Raw genomic sequence first — 20,972 nt, forward strand, 5'->3', positions numbered from 1 at the left:
AGATTTTATTAGAAAAACATGCAGGTTAATTATTTTAAAAAAAATTCGCTCATTAAGGGGGAAGAACAATGATTATCATTCACGCAAAAATGAAGGTGAATGCGCCTTATCGTGAAATATTCTTGGAAGAGGCAAGGATAGTAACAAAACCGTCTCAAGCGGAGTCCGGAAATATTAGTTATCAATATTATGAAAATCCAGAAGAGGCAAACAGCTTTATCTTTGTTGAGAAATGGAAGGATGAAGAAGCGATTCAACTCCATGAGGAAACCCCTCACTTTAAAAGATTCATAAATGCTGTTGAACCCATAGTTGCTGAACCTATCCATGCAGAATTATTTGAGGCTTCAGTGAAAAATTAATATTAGACAAATATAAGGATTAACTCCGAGCTGTGTATCAGCTAGAGTTAATCCTTATTTAGTAACTACAATTTTATCAGGTTTGTATAGAAAGGAATGGATGAAAAAATGAATCTGGAATTAAAAAATAAAACCGCACTTGTGACTGGCAGCAGTAAAGGTATTGGGAAAGCAATTGCCATGGCGTTTGCGGAAGAAGGTGCCAACGTTGTAATTTGTGCACGCGGCGCGGAATTGTTAAATGAGGCGTCGGCTGAAATCGAAAAAACCGGAGGAAGTGTTCTTGCTATTCAAGCCGATTTAACAAAACAAGCAGACGTCGACCATCTTGTTGCTTCTGCTATTGATCGCTTTAAAACCGTCGACATCCTCGTTAATAATGCGGGGATTGCAAGTGGATTTGATGACTTTGAATCATTGGATATAGACGAATGGCAGCATATTTTTGACGTCAATCTTTTTGGAACTGTACGAGTAACTAAAGCAATTATTCCTTTTATGAAAAGTACAGGATTTGGCCGCATTATTAACATTTCATCAGAATCCGGCATTCAACCAGACGCATTCATGCCTCATTACAATGCCTCTAAAGCAGCACTGATTAATTTTACAAAAAGCTTATCCAAGGCATATGCCGCAGAAGGAATACTTGTCAATACGGTATCGCCTGCGTTTATCATGACACCTATGCTTGAGGACCTGTTGAAGGATAATGCCCAAAAGCTAAACATCAGTCATGATGAAGCAATCCAGCAATTTCTTAAGGAAAATCGTCCGAATGTTGAAGTGAAACGGCCAGGGACGGTGGAGGAAGTTGCTTCAGCTGTTGTGTACCTTGCTTCAAACAAGGCTTCTTTTATAAACGGTGTCAACCTTCGAGTTGATGGTGGCTCCGTTGCAAGCCTCTAATCTGAATGCTTTAACTATGGATCATCATCAACATCTTGAAAAGCTGGCATAGGTATCGCTCATGAAATTCGTAACCGATTGAAGGTTGTAAAGAGATTTATTCATGTTGATAGTATAAAAGGAAAGGGAACAACTTTTACGTTTTCCTTTCCTCCTAAGCTTATAGTGAGCAAATTGTGACAATATAAAATTATAGGTTGCATATTTAGGTGTAATCGATTACAATAATTCATGTAAGCGATACAACATCTATTATTCTTGTCTGATGATAGTATTGACTAGAAATAAATAGAGATTAATTCATTACTTCCTTTTAAAAAACGGCAGTTCATCTGCATGCAAAAATGTAATGGATTACATTATGCTAAACCGTAAATAGTGGATTAAATCTTAATATTATTGAAAGTTTAGAGAAATTTTTAAAAAGAAAATGTAATCGATTACTATAATTAAAGGTGAGTTGCTCGGTTTTTATAGGATGAAATATGGCACACTAAATTCCAAAAGATATGGAGGTAATCAAATGAAATTAGGTTATCAAACAAATACTTGGGGCGGCGTAGTTGGTCATCCAGCAGGTGTTACTTCTGTTAAAGACTCTTACTACCTTGCTTACGGATCTACAGAAGAGGCGTTAAAGGATATTGCCGAAGCTGGCTATGATGGCTTTGAAATCTTCGACGGCAACTTAATGGAATATAAAGATAAAAAAGATGAGTTTTTAAAATTGATGAACGAGCATTCTTTAACTTTGGTTGGTGTTTATACAGGCGGGAACTTTATTTTCCCTGATATTTTAGAAGAAGAATTAATAAAAATCGAAAGTGTAGCGGCATTCGCATCAGAAGTAGGTGCAGAGCATCTTGTGATCGGCGGCGGAGCAGTACGTGCAAACGGGATTCTTGAAAGTGATTATACCGCTCTTGGTAATGCGCTTAATAAAGTAGTAAAAATTGCTGAAAAATATAATCTTGTTGCAAGTTATCACCCTCATTTAGGAACGAATGTTCAGGCTCCTGAACAACTAGATAAATTAATGCCATTAACAACAATTAATCTTTGCCCAGACACAGCTCATATCGAAGCAGGCGGTGGAAATCCTGTGGCTGTCATCAGAAAATATGTGGATCGTATCAAGTATGTGCATTTCAAAGATTATGCCAATGGAGATTTTTTACCATTAGGTAAAGGGCATCAAAAATTTGATGAAATGGTTAAAGCATTAGAAGAGGCAAACTATGATGGCTGGATTACGGTTGAGTTAGACAGCTACCCAGATCCAAAACAAGGGGCTAAAATCAGCCGCAGTTATTTAAATCAATTTGATAAAGTAAATCAAGCATAAACGTTTCATCCATTAGGAATATCAAACTTTTTAAAAATAAGAGGATAATAGTGGGAGGATACTAAGATGAAAAAATTAAACGTAGGTATGATCGGCGGAGGATTTATGGGTAAAGCGCATTCACTTGCATATGCAGGAATGCCAATGTTTTTCTGGCCAGCACCAGCAATTCCTCATCGCCATACAGTAGTTGACGTAAACGAAGGATTGGCTAAAGATGCGGCAGCAAGATTAGGCTTTGACAACTATGCGACTGACTGGAGAGATGTTGTTAACAACCCAGAAATCGATGTCATCGACATTGTTACTCCAAACAATACTCATGCTGAAATCGCGATTGCAGCAGCAAAAGCAGGCAAGCATATTATTTGTGAAAAGCCATTAGCATTAGGCGCTGAACAAGCGAAGGAAATGTTAGAAGCAGTAAAAGCTGCAGGTGTAAAACACGCAGTTGCTTTCAATTACAGAAGAACACCAGCTGTTGCTCTTGCGAAAAAATATATTGAAGATGGAAGAATTGGTAAAGTTCTAAGCTTCCGTGGAACATACTTACAAGACTGGTCTGCTGATCCGAATTCTCCATTATCATGGCGCTTCCAAAAGAAAATCGCTGGATCAGGTGCTCTAGGTGATATCGGTACACACGTGGTTGATTATGCTCGTTACCTTGTGGGCGAAATTACAGATGTAAATGCAATTACAAAAACATGGATTCCTGAAAGACCAATTCAAACTGGCGGCATCGACAAGTTAGGTACAGTGAAAGCTGGAGGCAACGATGTCCCAAAAGCAGCTGTTGATGTAGACGATGAATTTATCACCATGGTCAAATTCGATAATGGTGCAATTGGAACAATCGAAGCAACTCGTAATGCACATGGCCGCAACAACTTCCTAACTTTTGAAATTCATGGTGAAAAGGGTTCTCTATACTTTAACTATGAGCGCCGTGATGAGCTTCAAGTTTGCTTTGCTGATGATCCAAGTGATGCAAAAGGCTTCAGAACTGTTTACTCAGGACCAGCTACTCCATACGGTGAAGGATTATGGCCAATCCCTGCTCTAGGAATTGGTTATGGTGAAACAAAGATCATTGAAACATATGATTTCTTTAAAGCAATCAGTGAGGGTACTGAATTCTCACCTAACTTCAATGATGGCTACCAGATTGAATTAATCGCAGATGCGATTCTTGAATCTGCTGAAAAAGGTCAATGGGTTAATCTTGAAAAAACAGCTGCAGCTGTAAAATAATGAGAAAAGCGAATGCCTGCTCCTAGCTGGCTCTAGCTACACAAATCTCAAATTACGACAAGAGGCTTCTCAATTGAGGAGCCTCTTTTGTAAAGATGCCGCTTTTCGGAGCAGGAAAACATGAAGGGAATGAGTGAATCGTTATGGGAGAAAAATGGCTAGTAGGTGTTGATATAGGTGGCACCACGATTAAAATGGCATTTATCAGTTTGTCTGGTGACATTATTTGTAGTTGGGAGATCGATACTGACATTAGTAATAAAGGCAAACACATACCCGCATCCATTGCGAAATCTATTGAAGAAAAGTTGAAAGAATTCAATCTAACCAAAAATCAGTTAGTTGCAATCGGAGTTGGTGCGCCAGGCCCTGTGAATGAGGAGGACGGCTCCGTTGAAGTGGCGGTGAACCTGGGATGGGAACGATTCCAATTACAAACTATCCTCGAGAGGGAAACATCTCTGCCGGTTGTTGTCGACAACGATGCAAATATAGCGGCAATCGGTGAAATGTGGAAAGGTGCGGGCAAAGGGGCTAAAAACTTAATTTGTGTTACTTTAGGAACAGGTGTTGGTGGGGGAATTATCGTTAATGGCGAGGTTGTACATGGGGTAAATGGAGCGGGTGGTGAAATTGGCCATATGACTTCCGTACCGAAAAACGGAGCCCCATGTAAATGTGGGAAATTAGGATGTCTGGAAACGGTAGCGTCAGCGACAGGAATTGTCCGCTTGGCAAAAGAAGAATTAGTATCTTCGAATGAGAGTAGCTGTTTACGACATTATAAGATACATCAAACCTTGTCCGCCAAGCACGTTTTTGATGCGGCGAAGGAAGGGGATGTACTTGCTAACCGAGTCGTTGAACAGGTTGCTTTTCATTTAGGTTTGTCTCTTTCAAATTTAGCGAATGGCTTAAATCCTGAAACAATTGTGATTGGAGGCGGGGTTTCGAAAGCTGATGATACCTTGTTGCGACCGTTGAAAGAGGAGTTTGTTAAATTTGCTTTTCCGAGAGTGGCACAAAGTGTCGAGATTGTGACTGCTACACTAGGTAATAACGCAGGGGTTATTGGTGGAGCTTGGCTGGCGAAAGAAAAAATGATCAATAAGCCTGTGTTTCAATGATAATTCTTTTAAAAAGAGAAAGGCGAAAACTAATCAGTTTTCGCCTTGTTTATTATTCTATTTACCATTTTCCTTGTGTATTTGAAATTACAAAAGGGAGAGTGTAGATTTATTCGTGATTTGATGGCTTACTTAGTTTCTTTAGAAGTGCAAGATAATCACGATTAATTGGTGGAGGTTATTAGTGTGCTTAACCAAAAAGAGAAGATAACATCTTTATTTTGGATTGCTATACTTGGCTTAATTTTAACAGCGATATATACAATAATCCTTGGTATTTTAGGATATAGGACGAGGAAAACAATACTTTCTTAATTATACTTTTATAATTATAAAGTATGTCCACCATTGACAGGGGTGAGGTCGGGGGTTCGAACCCCTCACAGGTCATCATACAAAATCCTAAAATCTTAATGGTTTTAGGATTTTTTTTTTTTGTGTAAGAGTTAAATTATCCATTTCATCAAAGTGGAAAACTTGAAAAAGGTTTTATGCCCAACCCTGTCAGAATAAGTCTTCGACTTTAACTCAAGTTAGCCTGGATTGATCAGGACCGTCTGAATCCACAAGTACAGGAGCAACAAAGTTTAAAAAAAGAGCCTAAAATAAAACAGTAGAGATGTTGCAACATTCCATTTCCATAGCGAAGGGGTTGATATTTTATGGATATAATTATTGGTCTGATATCGTTTGTTGGTGATATAATTTCGGCTGGGGCTCTTTCAGCCTGGAGTTACTTTCAAGAGAAATTTGAAAACAATTAATTTTTTCATGGTAGTCCTTTTTCTTTTCTATTATTGAAAAATAGTTAACCCCCTTTCGAATGATGAAAGGGGACAATTTCATTATGCACTTTGGGAAATTTGTTTATTTCCTGCTTTCTTATAAATCCATTTTCCAAATAAAGGCATAAGCCAACGATCCAATCCGAGTTTTCCTGCATTCATTCCCGCCGCAAGAATAAATAATCCTAATAAAACCATCTGTGGATTTGTACTTGTCGTTCCTGATAACATATATGCAAAGTTCATGGTAATTCCCATTAATATAGAGAATGAAGTGAAAATTCCTAATATCAATCCAATTCCTACTAAAAATTCCCCCCAAGGAACAATAACATTAAAAAGATCGACGTACGGTATAGCAACCTCTTTTAAAAAATTTCCCCACCAAGGCTGCACAGCAGGATGTTCACCAGACATATTTTTAACTGCTCCAAACAAAAAGCCGCTTGCATCAAAATTGCCACTAGAGATTTTCCCCCAGCCAGCAGTTAACCACTGCCAGCCAAGATAGAGCCGGAGTACAGTAAGTACCATTGTTACAAAACGGTTTTCCTTTAAAAATTGAATAAACATAATCATACCTCCTGAGTTAATTGATAACCATTATCATTGATATCGATTATCATTATCATTGATTACTCAGTGATTAACAATGAGGAATAGGCACCAAAATGATTTTCCAATTGTAGGTAAATATTCCTGAATTAATAGAAAGTTAAAATGCAAACAAGACGGCAGGGCCGTCTCGATCTTTTCTATGTTGATATAACTTATTGGCCAGATATACCATCATCAGTTTGGTACCCATTATCTGTTTGTTCAGTATTGGTATGCATCTGTCATTGGCACCTTTCTCTTCCCGGTCATTTTGACGAATTATGGTTTAGCAGTAACATTGTATATTTGTCGGGCGTTGTTATTATTGGATTTCTACTATCTCTATTCATGGCTCCGGAAACAAAGAATATGAGTTTAACGGAATCCAGCTCTATAAACAAAGGCACTACTCGTCGTCCGGAAAGCATCTTAATCGGAAAAGCGGTAAAATAGAAAGAGCGAAGTTTGTGAAACAGCAGAAACCATTCGTTTCTGGGGAGGGTTTGACTCGGTTAACGGCGAAGTGATTAATCGGTGTCATTCCCTTTGGAAAAAAGAGGTGCAAAAATGGAAAAACTGACGAGTTTAAGAGTTTACATCATTACAATTGCTGGTGCGATATGTTGGGGACTTATTGGTTTATTTATTGCCCCATTGTATGCTCGCGGATTCACGGCTTGGGACGTAGTTGCCATTCGTGGTATTTTTACCTTTGTTATCTTAATTCTAGTTATGACAGTATTTTATCGGGATCAGTTACGTACCAGATTAAAAGATCATATTTTTTTCGCTTGTGCAGGAATTTTAAGTGTCGCTTTATTTAATTTTTTTTATTTTGAAGTTTTTTCTCAATCGAGTTTATCCCTTGCAGTAACACTTTTATATACAGGTCCTCTGTTTGTAACCATACTGTCTCGGCTCTTTTTTAAAGAGCCCCTGACTATTCGTAAAGGGTGGGCACTTGCTCTTGCTATTACAGGGTGTGCATTTGTTGTAGGCCTGCTGCCACTAGGCCAAGAAGGTATACATATGAAAACCTTGTTCATGGGGATTTTATCTGGATTTTGTTATGCGTTGTACAGTATTTTCAGTAAACCTGTAACCCAAAGGTATTCTGCCTTGACCATTACAACGTACACATTTTTTTATACGAGTATATTCATGTTATTGACAAGTGACATAATAAAAAAGACTGATCAATTTCAATATGCAGATGTTTGGATGTCAGCGGTTTTGTTAGCGCTAGTATCAACGGTTGCAGCTTTTGTTTTGTACACTTCAGGACTGAAGCATTTAGAAGCTAGTAAGGCTTCCATTTTAGCAACGATTGAACCTATCATTGCAGTAGTTACTGGAGTACTTTTTCTTGGGGAACATATACGGGGATGGCAGGTGTTAGGAATTGGATTGGTTTTGTATTCAGCAATTCTTGTCGCAGATGGAAGGTCTAAGGCAAAGAAACCAATTGATACCATTTTAGAGGAGGAAAGCACAATATGATACAACTAGAGCAGGGAAAAAGTGTATATGGCGTTTTAGAAAAGCTAAACATTCCCTTTGAAAGGTAAGAAAATGAAGCTGTTTTCACAGTTGAAGAAATCCGTAATTTGGATATCACTATTCCCGGTGGACATACTAAAAATTTATTTTTAAGAAATCGAAAAGGGGGGAAAAACATTTCTTAGTGATTATTTCAGAAGATAAGGATGTAGATTTGAAAAGTTTATCTAAGCTTATTAATAGCACCCCGTTGAGTTTTGGTTCACCGGAAAGATTGAATAAGTATTAAAAAGTTTTTCCTGGAGCAGTCGGTGCTTTCGGATTGATAAATGATAATACTAACCATACACAGGTTGTATTAGACAGTGATTTACTTGATAAAGACACAATTAACTTTCATCCCAATGTTTTGCATTCGAGCCAAATACTAATCGAGTGATTGAAACAGTTAAGATGGCCCTAGGTCCCACACACTTATACAACTAATCGATTACTTAGAAAACCGAAAAAATTAAAGTTTCATTTCGAAACTTTAATTTTTCGTTTTTTTTCATATGCATAAGTAGGTCTATAATAATTTCGGGTTTTGAGAAATGTAAAGGCAAACTAATTTTAAGGATTCTCAAGATAATATAGATTTTTTTTATGGTTCTCTTTAAATTGTCTTGGTGTTTCACCGGTCATCTTTTTAAAAAGTAACGTAAAGTAATTGGTGTTATCATAACCCATAATCCTCGCAATTTCCCCTATTTTTAACTCGGTTGATACCAAAAGGTTCTTAGCTTCTCCGATTCGCCGATTGATCAGGTAATTAATTGGCGTCATTTGCATCTGCTCTTTGAATACATGGGATAGATAATACTTGTTTATAAATAATGTCTCTGCAATGTCTTCTAGCTTTAAATTCTTTTTATAATTTTTATCAATATATTCTTTAATTCGATGGGCAAGTGAATTGGAATCCTGTGCTTCATTCTTAAAGTTTTGCAATCTTATAGCACGGTGTATTAAAGCAATAGAAGATGTTAATAGACCTTGGCAAATGATTTCATATCCATCACCTTTAAGTGAGGATTCTTCAAATATATGTGAAAAATAGCTTCCAATTTGATCAGAGTATTGATTTTCGCGAATGACCGGTTCGAATTCAAAAGGAATAATACAAAGTTCTTTCAATTGGTCAATTGCTAAATTGGAAATCCCACAAAAATAAGTAATGAGGGGATTGGATGGATTTGAATATTCCTCATGTATAATCCCCGCATTGTATATGAGAATATCTCCTTTTTTCGCAGTATAACTTTTATTATTAATAATAAAAGTTCCCTCTCCTTCACAAATATAAATAATTTCACTTAAATCATCATGCTTGTGGCTGGGAAAGTTCCAATTAGGATTACCACCGACCTGCCCGGCGTATGCAAGTATTGGGGGTTTCTTAAATTTCAAAGGTGTATATATATACTCAATATCATAATCTTTGTTGTTTGAGCTCTCCATGATCATCCCCCTATTTTATTTACTTTTCCAAAATAATTTTGTCTATAGCAAGATATTATAGTTTTTTTGCTATAAATAACAATATAGTGAAGATTATGTTAGCAAGTCAGTGAATTTGAATTCTTTGCTTTTTTATCATTTTATATCAGTACACCTAATTGTAAACAGTTATTTTTATAAAATTTCTTTCATCCTTTCCCTCATTTATGATAGTTTCCATTTAATTTAATAGATTTATTACCTTTCAGGAGTTCAATTAATTCATTCGAATAGCAAGATATTATAGTTTTTTTGACATCTCAGCACGATAGTTAATTGTTTTAACACTATCATGATAGTAATATTTCAATAGTCAGAGTTATCACAAAATTTTAAAACTAAAGCAGAGGTGAATTTTTTTGGTGAAAGAGAAGAATGCATATGCTCTTGAAATGAAAGGAATTTCCAAGTCATTCCCTGGTGTGAAAGCTCTTGATAATGTCTCTCTTTTTGTGAGAAAGGGGACAGTCCATGCACTGATGGGAGAAAATGGTGCAGGGAAATCCACTCTTATGAAAATCCTTGCAGGAATTTATAAACCGGATTCGGGTGAGTTATTTCTAAAAGGGGACCAAGTGGGGTTTACTAATCCCCGTGATGCTTTACATTATGGAATCAGTATGATTCATCAGGAGTTAAGTTTTATTTCCGAACTAACTGTTGCGGATAATATCTTTCTTGGAAGAGAACCATGCTTGGGCAAGTCCAAGATAATAAACAAGAAGGAACAGACAGTAAGAGCTCTTAAACTTTTTAACCAATATAAGATTGATTTGGATCCCGATAAAAAGATGTCTGCTTTATCCGTCTCAGATAGACAAATGGTTGAAATTGTGAAAGCGGTTTCGAATAATGCGGATATAATCGTTATGGATGAACCAACTTCAGCTATTACAGAAAGAGAAGTTGAAAAATTGTTTGAAATTATTAAATTGCTCACATCCCAAGGGACATCTATTATTTATATTTCTCACAAAATGGATGAAATTTTTAAAATTGCTAACGATATCACCGTTTTAAGAGACGGATGTTTTATTGATAGTAAACCAGCTGCAGAGCTAAATCATGATCAACTTATTTCCTTAATGGTGGGAAGAGAATTAAAGGATGTCTATCAATCAAAAACTGCCAAAAATGAAACCGTCTTCATGGAAGTGAAAAACCTGAGCCGTAAAGGCAGTTTTGAAAATATCTCATTCACCCTCCGCAAAGGAGAAGTGATTGGAATTGCAGGTCTTGTAGGTGCAGGACGAACGGAAGTGGTTGAAAGTATTTTTGGGGTATATCCTCCTCATAGTGGAGAAATTTATATCAATCAAAAAAAGGTGGTCCATAAGCACCCAAAACAGGCTATCAACAATGGAATCGCTTTAGTAACAGAGGATAGAAAACAAACAGGCTTAAATTTAACAGGTTCGGTGAGAGATAATATAACTTTAGTTAATTTGCGAAAATTTGCATTCTTGAAGAATATCATTTCTCAAAAAAAAGAAAACAATGTGGTAGATGAACAGATCCAATCATTAAAAATAAAAACTCCCAACCGTAACATTGCGGTAAAGAATCTAAGCGGAGGTAATCAGCAAAAAATTGTTATCGCTAAATGGCTTATAAATAACCCGGATATTTTAATATTGGATGAACCAACTAGAGGAATCGACATAGGTGCTAAAGCTGAAATCTATAAAATTATTTCCGATTTTGCAAATAGTGGTAAGTCTGTCATTGTTATTTCCTCAGAGATGCCTGAACTGTTTGGAATTTGTGATCGGATCGTTGTCATGAGTGAAGGGAAATTGACTGGAGAGTTTACCCGGAAGGAGTTTGATCAAGAAAAAATCATGGCGTGCTGTGCAGGAATTATGAAAGGAGAAAAAATCGGATGAATGTTCAAAAAGAAGAGACAGCAAGAGTTAGTTTAATAGGCATGGTAAATTCGCAATCGGTAATAAAGTCAGGGAGTACTGGAAAGATTCTTGCTAAATATGGCATTTATACTGCTTTTGCTATCCTGTTTATAATCCTATCGATCTCATCAGAATCTTTTTTAACCGCTACCAATATGATCAATATTTTGCGGCAAGTATCGATTATAGGTATTGTAGCGATTGGAATGTCCTTCGTTATTATTACCGGAGGGATTGACCTTTCAGTCGGCTCCATTATGGCCTTATCAGCCGTTGTTGCAGCAAGCTTTGCCCAAGCTGACAGTAGTTATTCTATTTTTATTCCAATTATAACTGGGGTAACAGTTGGTTTAGCATGCGGTCTGATTAATGGTGTCTTAGTTGCAAAATGGAAGGTAGCACCCTTTATTGCTACGCTTGGAATGATGACCGCTGCACGAGGACTTGCTATGGTCTATACGGATGGACGACCCGTTATAGGACTTAGCAATACGTTTAACAATATTGGAAGCGGATACTTATTAGGACTTCCACTTCCCGTGATCGCTTTTGTTGGTATTGTCATTATCGGTATTTTTATGCTTAATTTCACGGTATTCGGAAGGCATGTCTTTGCGACGGGTGGAAACGAACAGTCTGCTAAACTATCAGGGATTCGTGTTACCTCCGTCAAAATTAGCGTTTACGCGATTGCAGGACTGTTAGCGGGAATCGGGGGGATGATTCTCTCATCCCGAATCATGTCAGGATCCCCGGTGTTAGGTCAGGGATATGAACTTGATGCCATTGCAGCAGTCGTTATTGGAGGAACAAGTCTTTTTGGCGGTGTAGGAAGCATAATTGGAACCGTCGTTGGGGTATTGATTATTGGAGTAATGAATAATGGCCTTGACTTACTGAATGTCTCTTCTTACTACCAGCAAATTTTAAAGGGAGCGATCATTGTTATTGCCGTTCTTCTTGATAAAAAGAATCACCATTAAAAAATAATAACATTATAGGAGTGAGTTTATGAAAAAGGTCAAAGTATGTGCTGCTGTTTTAATTATGATTCTTGGTATTTTAAGTGGTTGTTCTGGCAAAGCGGAAGAAAAAACAAATGGAACTGAGAAAGGGAAAATAAAGATTGGTGTCTTATACCAAAATTTACAAAATGAATATATTGTTGGTTTACAAGATTCAATCAGAAAATATGCTAAATCTTCAGGTATTGAATTAATAGAATCAGATGGGGAAGGTAAGGCTGAAAATCAAATCAGTCAAGTAGAAAATCTGATAAATCAGCAAGTAGATGCCATCATTTTAAATCCAGCTGATAAGGACGGAAGTGCTGGGGTGGTCGAAAAGGCTGCTGCCGCAAAGATTCCACTTATTACGGTGCTGGCCGTGGTCTCAAATGAAGAAAAAGCAACAGCACATGTCGGATCTGACGATGTAGAAGCTGGGAAAATTGAAATGAAACATGTTGTTGAATTATTAGGTGGAAAGGGTACCATTGCCATTATTCATGGTCCTAATGGAAATTCGGCAGAGGTCAACCGAACAGAAGGAAATAAAGAAATTTTAAAAGACTCACCTAATATTAAAGTTGCTGCAGAGCAAACAGCAAATTGGTCACGCGAGGAAGCGCTGGCATTAACTGAAAACTGGTTACAATCGCAAATGTTGGATGCGATCGTGGCGCAAAATGATGAAATGGCATTGGGAGCCATTAAAGCTTTAAGTGCAGCAGGAAAATTAAACGAAACAAAAGTTATCGGCATTGATGCGATTCCAGATGCTTTGAATTCCATTCAATCAGGTGAATTAACCGCAACTGTATTCCAGGATGTAGATGCACAAGGGAAAATGGCAGTCGACGTAGCATTTAAGGCAGCAAAGGGAGAGAAAGTAGAAAAAAATAACATGATTCCTTTCCAATTGGTAACAAAAGACAATCTCGACAAATTTAAAAGTAAATAACTATTTGTTTTGATAAGAGAAGGAGGAATATAAAATGAAAGCAGAAAAAAAGTTGAACAATATCCTGGAAATCGTGACGCCATTAAATGAACGTGTGAATAACGAACCATTAAGAGTATTGAGTGAAGAGGACTGGAAGTTATGGAAAGAAAATGGTTATGTTGTAATCCGTGAAGCGATTCCGAAGGATCATATCGATCGGCTTGTGAGTTTAATCTGGGAGTTTGAAGAAAAAGACCCTCATGATCCGTCCACATGGTATTCTCGTCCTGCACGTGAAATGGCCATGAAAGAACTGATGAACACCGGTATGGTAGAGCTTTATAATCATCAATATTTATGGGATAACCGTATGTACGAAAAAATTTACAATGCGTTTGTGGATATTTGGGGTACTGAAAAATTATGGGTGAGTATTGATCGTTGCAATTTAAATCTTCCAATTCAACCAGGTCATGAATATAAAGGATTTATTCATTGGGATGTGGATACTTCTTTAGACCCGATTCCTGTAAATGTCCAAGGGGTGTTGTCTTTAGTTGACACGGATATTGAAATGGGAGGGTTTCAGTGTATACCGGAGCTGTACAGAACGTTTGAAGAATGGGTGAAAACCCAGCCTGCTGATCGAGATCCGCATAAACCAGATACAACTGGCTTTACGCCAACAAAGGTAGTAACAAAAGCAGGAGACTTGTTAATTTTCAATAGCATGCAGCCACACGGAATACGTCCAAATTATTCTGAAAAAGCACGACTGGCACAATATATCTCCATGTTTCCAGCGCAAGAAAATAATCAGGAATTAACAGAGGTGAGAATCCAATCCTGGCAAGAGAGGATCAAGCCTGAGGGAGAGGCTTTCCCAGGAGACCCAAGAAATTGGGAACAAGTGAAATATGATAGAGCCCAGCTTACCGAATTAGGTGAAAAGTTATTGGGTTTAAAAAAGTGGTGAATCAGTAATTATAATTGTCAGATAATTAAATAACAAAGACATCTAAACCCCGATAGGAGGATTTGGAAATGGCTAAAACAAAAGTAAATAATATTCTTGAGATTGATATTCCATTGAATGAACGCCCTAACAATGAACCATTACGAGTGTTAACGGAAGAGGAATTTAAATTTTGGAAAGAAAACGGTTATGTAGTTGTTCGAAATGTTGTCCCTAAAGAAAATATTGAAAGAACTGTCGATCTTATTTGGGAGTTTGAAGAACAAATCCCTAATGATCCTTCTACTTGGTACAGAGCACCACGTCGTGAGCATCAAATGGCAGAGTTACGTGGAGCTGGGATGGTAGAGTTATATAACCATCAATACTTCTGGGACAATCGATCCTATCAAAAAGTATACGATACCTTTGTAGATATTTGGGGAACTGAGAAATTATGGACTAGTATTGACCGATGTAATTTGAGCTTCCCTAACAAACCTGGAACTTTTGAATTTGAAGGGTTCATCCACTGGGATGGTGATACTTCATTAGACCCGCTTCCAGTTAATATTCAAGGGATTCTTTTCTTAACAGATACGGATGTAGAAAACGGTGGATTGAATGTCATTCCTGAGTTATTTAGAGATTTTCCTGAATGGGTAAAAACTCAACCTGCAGATAGAGATCCTTATCACCCAGATTATACAGGCTATACACCAACACCCGTAACCTTGAAAGCAGGAGACTTGTTAATTTTCCATGTCATGCAACCACATGGATTACGTAGAAATGTGTCGAACACACCAAATATTCATCAATACATTTCGATGTTCCCGGCACAGGAACACAATGAAGAATTAAAACAATGGAGAATTACACAATGGAGAGATAGAGAGATTCCAGAAGGTATTGCATTCCTAGGAGATCCTCGAAATTGGGAGAAAGAAAAATACCCACGAGCAGAACTTACTGAATTAGGCGAAAAATTGTTAGGACTTAAGAAGTGGTAAATAGGTGAGGGGCATTATCATCAAATTCAGCGCAACCTAACCAAACTAGAAAACTAGATTTTAACCTTTAACTAAGAATGTGCATCCGCAAATATTCCGTCACACTGCAGCGACTATGTTCCAGGAATCGGGCAGTGATATACGACACTTACAATTATTACTTGGTCATGCGGATTTACGTATGGTGCTACGTTATACTCATTTATCGAAGGAATCCTTAAAAAACCAGCACGCCGCGATGAATCAGATAACCGGTAAATTGAATAAGCCGCGAAAGATTAATCGATAACTATTGCGTCACCTTTAACGGTGACGTTTTTTGTATATAAAATATTACAGAGGATAAAAATGCCTCGGACCTTTAAATAGGTCCTTTATTTTTTATCTATATAGAAACCATTGCGTCACCACGGGGTGACATTTTTATTTGTACAAAAATTAAAGAAAGCCACTATGTTCAAGGGCCCAATTGTCGTGTAAAGTATCGATAATTAATTCTTAGAGTTTTCCTCAATTTTATGAATATACACGACACCGCTTGTTACAACTGAACCATTTGTTTCACCGCAATGGGGGCAATTTATATACTCACGCTCTTTGCCTCCAGGGACATTCATTTCCGTAACTTGGAAATAAAACTCTTTTTCACATTTTTTGCAGTTTATCAAAAGACATCCCTCCGGGTACTTTTATTAATAACTCAAAGTATATATTCGCTAAGATGTAAGCGTTTTCCTCTTTTAAATTATATATTTGACGGAATTATAGAGGGCTTTTCGAATATACCTACTATGGGTATATAAAAGAAGGGACTCAGTATTTCGGAATATGTGCGGGTAATGGTGCGTAATGTGGAAGAAATAACGCTGGGTGCTATTGGTTTTGACTACCGTCATTATCTTGCATATGCTGTTTTAACTCAAAGTATAATAAAAAAGCTAATATAACGAGAGGAATTGAGAATAAAGAGATGACAAACCAACCTGTGTTTATAAAATGAGTGTATATCCAAGAAGAATACATGCGAAGCACCTCCTAATTCTAGAGTGTCCGAAATGTATCCATTTAATCATCAGCACGGATCTGCCGGAGCGGACGCCTTGTCACGGGTAGCAAAATATTTTCATAAGTATTTTCCTAGTGAAATGATAAGAGTTCTAAAAATGAATCCCTTCCAAATTCCTAGTTGACATATTGGATTAGTCGAGTTTATTATATGTAATAGATTCATAATATTAAAAAAAGCATTTTACATATGAGCTTATGAGCATAGCTGATCAGTCAACTGAAGGCTGCTCCCACTACAACGGGAGCAGTCTTTTTTATTTTAAAGTGTTAAGGAGGCAGCAGAAGGATGCTAGAAGTATTTATTAAAAATAGTAAACAACGTGAGTGGCTGGAGCGTTTGACGCCCTTAGAAGTAGAATTTAAACAACGGTCCGCCTTGATTGACGAGGAAGGCAGCTTCCCTCATGAGAATATTCAAGCCTTACGAAAAATTGGTTACACAAAGGTAACCTTGCCTGAAGAATTTGGCGGGTCTGGTTTTTCTCTTTATGATGCCATTCTTGTACAAGAAACACTGGGCAGCTTTGATGGCAGTACAGCATTGTCAATTGGCTGGACATTAATGACCGTTGGAGAATTATTTGAAAACCGCTATTGGGAACCGGAAAAGCTAGCTTTTTTTGCAGAAGAGGTCAATAACGGTGCCATCATTAACCGGGCTGTGAGTGAAGTCGCGACAGGCAGTCCAATTCGCGGCGGCCGGCCGGGAACCAATGCCAAACAATTAGATGGCAATTGGGTGATTAATGGGCGTAAGAGCTATACAACCTGCTCACCAGAACTGGATTACTTCCTAACTTCTTCCTGGATTGAAGAAAAAGAAACAGTTGGCTTTTTCCTTATTCCAAAAGATGCCGAAGGTCTATCCATCGAGGAAAATTGGAATGTGATCGCGATGCGTGGGACTGGCAGCCATGATCTAGTATTAAAAAACGTGGTGGTGGACGAGTCAGATTTAGTCGAAATTCCAAGCTACAATACGGGGTTTAAATTAAATGGATGGGGTCTGCTGATCCCCGCAGCCTATTTAGGAATAGCGCAGGCAGCCAGGGACTTCGCGCTCCATTTTGCCAATACCCACTCTCCCAATAGTATAAAGGGAACGATTGCAGGGCTACCGAATGTGCAGGCATTGTTAGGCGAGATGGACTTGGAATTATACAAAGCCAGATTTGCGCTTTATTGTTCAGCAGAAGCTTACATGGATGAGGAACGCAATAAAACCATTACGAATGAAGCGCTTATAGCGAAGCATATCGTGACCAATTCATCTATTACAGTCGTTGACAAGGCTATGCGGTTAGTGGGAGCAAAAAGCTTGCAGCTGACCAACCCCTTGCAACGATATTACCGGGATGTCCGGGCAGGACTGCACAATCCGCCAATGGATGATTTAACCATTACAAAATTAGCTCAAACAGCTATTCAACAATATGAATCTAAGGGAGGAAAAAACAATGAAAATTAATAAGTTATTAAAAATCGCAGCAACAGGAGCAGCTTTAGTTACCTTAATCGCAGGATGTGGTTCCACGACAACAACAGGAGCAAAGTCAGATTCAGGAAATGCTAAGAAAGAAGTCAGAACAGTAAAAGTAGCGTTTGATCAAGGCGGTAAACCAATCGGGTATGTAGATGAAAAGGGAAATCCGACTGGATATGAACTTGAAGTGATGAAATTAGTGGATAAGGCACTTCCTGATTACAAATTTGAATATGTGCCAACATCAAGTGAGGACTTATTGGTAGGGGTACAGCAAGGCAAATACCAAGTAGGGGTAAAAAATGCCTGGTTCACGGAGGAAAGAACAAAAAGCTATATTTTTCCAAAAGAATTCCTCGGACTTAGCGGCGTCGGCCTTTTAATGAAAAAAGAAAATAAAGATGTCAAAGATTTATCCGATTTTGCGAAAAAGAAGTTTTCTTTAGCGCCTATAGCTGCAAGCAATGCTCAATATACCATCGTGGATGAATATAACCAAGCTAATCCTGATAATAAGGTCAAACTGGAGGCCGGAGATGCGTTCTCAGTGGATGTTGTTCAATGGGTTAATGAAGGACGTGTCGATGGCGGTATTTATTTAGGAGCAACGTACGAAAAGCAAGTTCTCGCTAAGGATGGTCCCTATCATAATTTAGTAGATCAGGTTGTCTATAATGAGTTTACGGTTGTCAAAACCTGGCCATTATTTAACAAAAAAGAACAGGAATTTGCCGACGCCTATGACAAAGCCATTAAGGAATTAAAGGAAGAGAAAAAGACGAATGAAATTATGGTGAAATTCTATAATACTGATTTATTCAAACTATTGGATACTGTAAAAAGATAATAACTAAAATGGAGGCAGCACATGCAAAAGTATTTTGATGTTTCCTACCTTTGGGGTACAATACCACAGCTTATTCCATTTTTAAAAGTAACATTTATGGTTGCGGGTCTATCGGTTTTGTTCGGATCAATTTTAGGCTTTATCTTAGCGTTGATGAAGCTTGGAACGAGTAAAATAGCGAAAAAAACCGCCAATGGTTATACCACCATCATTAGATGTACCCCATCGATTGTACTGTTATTTTTGGTTTATTATGGACTTCCGGCCATAGTTGGTAATTTTGGTACAGACTTGAATACTCTACATACCGCTGTCTTTGTTATCATCACCTTTTCGCTTCAATTTGGTGCATTGATGTCTGAGGTGATGCGAACAGCCTATGAGGCTATTGACAGAGGTCAATTTGAAGCAGCCGTTAGTGTCGGGCTCAGCCCGGCACAGGCATTTAGGAGAATCGTTTTACCGCAGGCATTTGTAGTAGCATTGCCCAATTTCGGTAACAGCTTTCTAGAATTATTGAAAGAAGGCTCGTTAGCCTATACCATTGGGCTGGTGGATATTATGGGTAAGGCAAGTCTCATTATATCAAATAACTATAATTCCCATTCCTTAGAAATTTATCTTGGATTATCGCTTATATACTGGATTCTATCCATTTTAATAGAACAATTCTTCTCCAAGCTGGAAAAAATATTCAGTAAGGGCAAGCAGGTAATCAAAACAACGTAAGGGGGTGACAGAGTGTCGGTCGGCTTAGATTATCAGTTTTTAGTTAAAACGTTTTTTGTTGCGTTATCCGGGGTACCTACAGCATTAATCATTACCATTGTTTCGCTGTTGATCGCACTTCCTTTGGGATTTTTGCTTGCCTTATCGAGGATCAATCAAATTCCTGTCATCAGCCAGTTAGCGCGGGTGTATGTTTCGTTTGTAAGAGGGACACCTGTTATTGTGCAAATTTTTATTACTTTTACCAGTGTGCCATTACTATTGAGGCCGGTATTTGAAGAGTACCAGGTTCAAACGAATATATACGATATAAATCCGATTTGGTATGCATTCATTGTTTTTTCTTTAAATACGACTGCTATATTAATAGAAGTATTTCGCTCCGCTATCAGCACAGTGAGCAAGGGGCAGCTGGAGGCAGCGTATTCCGTGGGGTTGAACAATGTGCAGGCATTCAGGAGGATTATCATTCCACAAACATTGGTCGTTGCATTGCCCAATATTTGCACAGCAACCGTCAATCTCATCAAAGCTACCTCATTAGGATATGCTTTGTCTTTAAGAGAGATAACGTTACGAGCCCAAGTGGCAGCCAATGTCGGCTACAATTATGTTGAAGCGTACATAGATATCTTTCTCGTCTATCTTCTTTTATGCAGTTTAGTTGAATACTTATTTAAGCTGTATGAAAAACGGTTAAGAAAGTATAAAGCAGTGGATGTCTGAAATCAATATTGGAGGCGAAATCATGTTAGCGATTAAGAATATCCATAAATCCTTTGGTAAGAATGAGATTTTAAAAGGAGTAGATTTAAAGATTGAAAAGGGGGATGTGGTGGTCATTCTTGGCCCAAGCGGTTCTGGGAAGACAACCTTACTCCGGTGTATCAACTTTCTTGAACGGGCCGATGAGGGGCAGGCCATTTTTGGGAACATGGATGTTAACCTCAAATCGGCTTCCCGAAAACAAATTCACCAAATAAGGCAAAAGACGGCTTTTGTGTTTCAGAATTATAATTTATTTAATAATAAAACAGCATTAGAGAATGTGACTGAGGGTCTTATTATTGGAAGAAAGGTTCTGAAAGCAGAAGCCAATAAGATTGGGAAGCTGGCGTTGGAGAAAGTCGGTTTATCAGATAAAATAAATTCCTACCCCAGCCAGCTGTCCGGCGGCCAGCAGCAGAGGGTAGGAATAGCTAGAGCCATTGCTTTAAATCCCGATATTATTTTATTTGATGAACCCACTTCCGCTCTCGATCCTGAATTAGTCGGCGAAGTATTAACCGTCATGAAGACCATTGCAAAAGAAGGCACAACCATGTTAGTCGTGACTCACGAAATGTCTTTCGCAAAAGATGTAGCAAACAAAGTCATCTTTATGGACGGCGGTGTCATCGTAGAAGAAGATGCCCCTGAAGAAATTTTCTCAAGACCAAAAGAAGAAAGAACCAAGCAGTTCCTAAAACGGGTGATTCCCGAGGATTATATCTATAATATTTAGGCAGGGGGACGGTTCTCTGCTTCTAAGAGCCTAACAAAAAAATTTTAATTGTAGTGTAGAAAGAGGTACTTAATCAATGAAGTACCTCTTTTTAATATTTATTT

The 20,972-nt window shown here is 37.9% G+C and carries 20 protein-coding genes and 1 pseudogene; 18 read left to right on the forward strand and 3 right to left on the reverse strand.

Going from position 1 to position 20,972, the window contains the following annotated elements; translation table 11 throughout:
* Positions 1-68: 68 nt before the first annotated feature.
* The 5 genes from V7659_RS09665 (at position 69) to V7659_RS09685 (ending at position 4,997) form a co-directional block, all read left to right on the forward strand.
* Positions 69-362 carry a putative quinol monooxygenase gene (locus tag V7659_RS09665; protein WP_335539717.1) on the forward strand — a complete coding sequence of 98 codons (294 nt, stop codon included), beginning with the start codon at positions 69-71 and terminating at the stop codon, positions 360-362.
* Positions 363-470: 108 nt separating this feature from the next.
* Positions 471-1,271 (forward strand): SDR family NAD(P)-dependent oxidoreductase, encoded by an 801-nt coding sequence (locus V7659_RS09670; RefSeq protein WP_335539718.1) that lies wholly within the window; start codon positions 471-473, stop codon positions 1,269-1,271.
* 523 nt (positions 1,272-1,794) lie between these two features.
* The gene (locus V7659_RS09675) at positions 1,795-2,616 is read left to right on the forward strand and encodes a sugar phosphate isomerase/epimerase family protein (protein WP_335539719.1); all 822 of its coding nucleotides are present in this window, start codon (positions 1,795-1,797) and stop codon (positions 2,614-2,616) included.
* A 66-nt stretch (positions 2,617-2,682) separates the two neighbouring features.
* Complete coding sequence (locus tag V7659_RS09680) at positions 2,683-3,870, forward strand: Gfo/Idh/MocA family protein (protein WP_335539720.1); 1,188 nt, start codon at positions 2,683-2,685, stop codon at positions 3,868-3,870.
* A gap of 143 nt (positions 3,871-4,013) precedes the next feature.
* On the forward strand, positions 4,014-4,997 hold the full coding sequence (locus tag V7659_RS09685) for an ROK family glucokinase (protein WP_335539721.1): 984 nt from the start codon (positions 4,014-4,016) through the stop codon (positions 4,995-4,997).
* 845 nt (positions 4,998-5,842) lie between these two features.
* Here the strand turns inward: V7659_RS09685 and V7659_RS09690 are convergent.
* Entirely contained in the window at positions 5,843-6,355 is a 513-nt protein-coding gene (locus V7659_RS09690) for a DoxX family protein (RefSeq protein ID WP_144553782.1), read from the reverse strand.
* A gap of 591 nt (positions 6,356-6,946) precedes the next feature.
* Here V7659_RS09690 and V7659_RS09695 point away from each other — a divergent pair.
* Positions 6,947-7,879: a DMT family transporter gene (locus V7659_RS09695; RefSeq protein ID WP_335539723.1), complete on the forward strand. Its 933-nt coding sequence runs from the start codon at positions 6,947-6,949 to the stop codon at positions 7,877-7,879.
* Positions 7,880-8,024: 145 nt separating this feature from the next.
* Positions 8,025-8,168 (forward strand): YbaK/EbsC family protein, encoded by a 144-nt coding sequence (locus V7659_RS32095; protein WP_420491719.1) that lies wholly within the window; start codon positions 8,025-8,027, stop codon positions 8,166-8,168.
* A 323-nt stretch (positions 8,169-8,491) separates the two neighbouring features.
* On the opposite strand, the gene V7659_RS09700 is transcribed toward V7659_RS32095, so the two are convergent.
* A complete protein-coding gene (locus tag V7659_RS09700) occupies positions 8,492-9,379 on the reverse strand; it encodes an AraC family transcriptional regulator (RefSeq protein ID WP_335539725.1) in 888 nt (295 codons plus the stop codon).
* Positions 9,380-9,780: 401 nt separating this feature from the next.
* Here V7659_RS09700 and V7659_RS09705 point away from each other — a divergent pair, with 401 nt between their 5' ends.
* The 6 genes and pseudogenes from V7659_RS09705 to V7659_RS09730 all read left to right on the forward strand — a co-directional run.
* A complete protein-coding gene (locus V7659_RS09705) occupies positions 9,781-11,304 on the forward strand; it encodes a sugar ABC transporter ATP-binding protein (protein WP_335539726.1) in 1,524 nt (507 codons plus the stop codon).
* Between the two features lie 41 nt (positions 11,305-11,345).
* Positions 11,346-12,308 carry an ABC transporter permease gene (locus tag V7659_RS09710; protein ID WP_420491348.1) on the forward strand — a complete coding sequence of 321 codons (963 nt, stop codon included), beginning with the start codon at positions 11,346-11,348 and terminating at the stop codon, positions 12,306-12,308.
* A 28-nt stretch (positions 12,309-12,336) separates the two neighbouring features.
* On the forward strand, positions 12,337-13,287 hold the full coding sequence (locus tag V7659_RS09715) for a substrate-binding domain-containing protein (RefSeq protein ID WP_335539730.1): 951 nt from the start codon (positions 12,337-12,339) through the stop codon (positions 13,285-13,287).
* A 34-nt stretch (positions 13,288-13,321) separates the two neighbouring features.
* A complete protein-coding gene (locus V7659_RS09720) occupies positions 13,322-14,245 on the forward strand; it encodes a phytanoyl-CoA dioxygenase family protein (protein WP_335539732.1) in 924 nt (307 codons plus the stop codon).
* 68 nt (positions 14,246-14,313) lie between these two features.
* On the forward strand, positions 14,314-15,237 hold the full coding sequence (locus V7659_RS09725; RefSeq protein WP_335539734.1) for a phytanoyl-CoA dioxygenase family protein: 924 nt from the start codon (positions 14,314-14,316) through the stop codon (positions 15,235-15,237).
* Positions 15,238-15,304: 67 nt separating this feature from the next.
* Positions 15,305-15,526 (forward strand): annotated as a pseudogene (locus V7659_RS09730) (tyrosine-type recombinase/integrase); the annotation flags it as partial.
* Positions 15,527-15,728: 202 nt separating this feature from the next.
* Here V7659_RS09730 and V7659_RS09735 read toward each other — a convergent pair.
* Complete coding sequence (locus V7659_RS09735; RefSeq protein WP_186328809.1) at positions 15,729-15,905, reverse strand: hypothetical protein; 177 nt, start codon at positions 15,903-15,905, stop codon at positions 15,729-15,731.
* Positions 15,906-16,591: 686 nt separating this feature from the next.
* Here V7659_RS09735 and V7659_RS09740 point away from each other — a divergent pair.
* From V7659_RS09740 to V7659_RS09760, 5 genes are read left to right on the forward strand one after another with little or no spacing between them, the layout of a single operon-like run.
* The gene (locus V7659_RS09740; protein WP_335539736.1) at positions 16,592-17,773 is read left to right on the forward strand and encodes an acyl-CoA dehydrogenase family protein; all 1,182 of its coding nucleotides are present in this window, start codon (positions 16,592-16,594) and stop codon (positions 17,771-17,773) included.
* Positions 17,763-18,635 carry a transporter substrate-binding domain-containing protein gene (locus tag V7659_RS09745; protein ID WP_335539737.1) on the forward strand — a complete coding sequence of 291 codons (873 nt, stop codon included), beginning with the start codon at positions 17,763-17,765 and terminating at the stop codon, positions 18,633-18,635. Before V7659_RS09740 ends, V7659_RS09745 begins: the two co-directional genes overlap by 11 nt.
* Before the next feature lie 21 nt (positions 18,636-18,656).
* The gene (locus V7659_RS09750; RefSeq protein WP_335539738.1) at positions 18,657-19,364 is read left to right on the forward strand and encodes an amino acid ABC transporter permease; all 708 of its coding nucleotides are present in this window, start codon (positions 18,657-18,659) and stop codon (positions 19,362-19,364) included.
* A gap of 12 nt (positions 19,365-19,376) precedes the next feature.
* Complete coding sequence (locus tag V7659_RS09755) at positions 19,377-20,090, forward strand: amino acid ABC transporter permease (RefSeq protein WP_335539739.1); 714 nt, start codon at positions 19,377-19,379, stop codon at positions 20,088-20,090.
* Between the two features lie 22 nt (positions 20,091-20,112).
* A complete protein-coding gene (locus V7659_RS09760; protein WP_144553809.1) occupies positions 20,113-20,868 on the forward strand; it encodes an amino acid ABC transporter ATP-binding protein in 756 nt (251 codons plus the stop codon).
* Positions 20,869-20,972 lie beyond the last annotated feature (104 nt).

It is taken from the genome of Neobacillus drentensis (assembly GCF_036966985.1).
GTDB lineage: Bacteria > Bacillota > Bacilli > Bacillales > Cytobacillaceae > Neobacillus > Neobacillus drentensis_E.

What these genes read in the sequence shown, in the direction of transcription:
- V7659_RS09710 (WP_420491348.1), top strand. Translation starts at nt 11,346, where the DNA reads ATGGTAAATTCGCAATCGGTAATAAAGTCAGGGAGTACTGGAAAGATT.
- V7659_RS09750 (WP_335539738.1), top strand. Translation starts at nt 18,657, where the DNA reads ATGCAAAAGTATTTTGATGTTTCCTACCTTTGGGGTACAATACCACAG.
- V7659_RS09690 (WP_144553782.1), bottom strand. Translation starts at nt 6,355, where the DNA reads ATGTTTATTCAATTTTTAAAGGAAAACCGTTTTGTAACAATGGTACTT.
- V7659_RS09685 (WP_335539721.1), top strand. Translation starts at nt 4,014, where the DNA reads ATGGGAGAAAAATGGCTAGTAGGTGTTGATATAGGTGGCACCACGATT.
- V7659_RS09720 (WP_335539732.1), top strand. Translation starts at nt 13,322, where the DNA reads ATGAAAGCAGAAAAAAAGTTGAACAATATCCTGGAAATCGTGACGCCA.
- V7659_RS09665 (WP_335539717.1), top strand. Translation starts at nt 69, where the DNA reads ATGATTATCATTCACGCAAAAATGAAGGTGAATGCGCCTTATCGTGAA.
- V7659_RS09700 (WP_335539725.1), bottom strand. Translation starts at nt 9,379, where the DNA reads ATGGAGAGCTCAAACAACAAAGATTATGATATTGAGTATATATATACA.
- V7659_RS09680 (WP_335539720.1), top strand. Translation starts at nt 2,683, where the DNA reads ATGAAAAAATTAAACGTAGGTATGATCGGCGGAGGATTTATGGGTAAA.
- V7659_RS09670 (WP_335539718.1), top strand. Translation starts at nt 471, where the DNA reads ATGAATCTGGAATTAAAAAATAAAACCGCACTTGTGACTGGCAGCAGT.
- V7659_RS09715 (WP_335539730.1), top strand. Translation starts at nt 12,337, where the DNA reads ATGAAAAAGGTCAAAGTATGTGCTGCTGTTTTAATTATGATTCTTGGT.
- V7659_RS09675 (WP_335539719.1), top strand. Translation starts at nt 1,795, where the DNA reads ATGAAATTAGGTTATCAAACAAATACTTGGGGCGGCGTAGTTGGTCAT.
- V7659_RS09740 (WP_335539736.1), top strand. Translation starts at nt 16,592, where the DNA reads ATGCTAGAAGTATTTATTAAAAATAGTAAACAACGTGAGTGGCTGGAG.
- V7659_RS09725 (WP_335539734.1), top strand. Translation starts at nt 14,314, where the DNA reads ATGGCTAAAACAAAAGTAAATAATATTCTTGAGATTGATATTCCATTG.
- V7659_RS09695 (WP_335539723.1), top strand. Translation starts at nt 6,947, where the DNA reads ATGGAAAAACTGACGAGTTTAAGAGTTTACATCATTACAATTGCTGGT.
- V7659_RS09745 (WP_335539737.1), top strand. Translation starts at nt 17,763, where the DNA reads ATGAAAATTAATAAGTTATTAAAAATCGCAGCAACAGGAGCAGCTTTA.
- V7659_RS09760 (WP_144553809.1), top strand. Translation starts at nt 20,113, where the DNA reads ATGTTAGCGATTAAGAATATCCATAAATCCTTTGGTAAGAATGAGATT.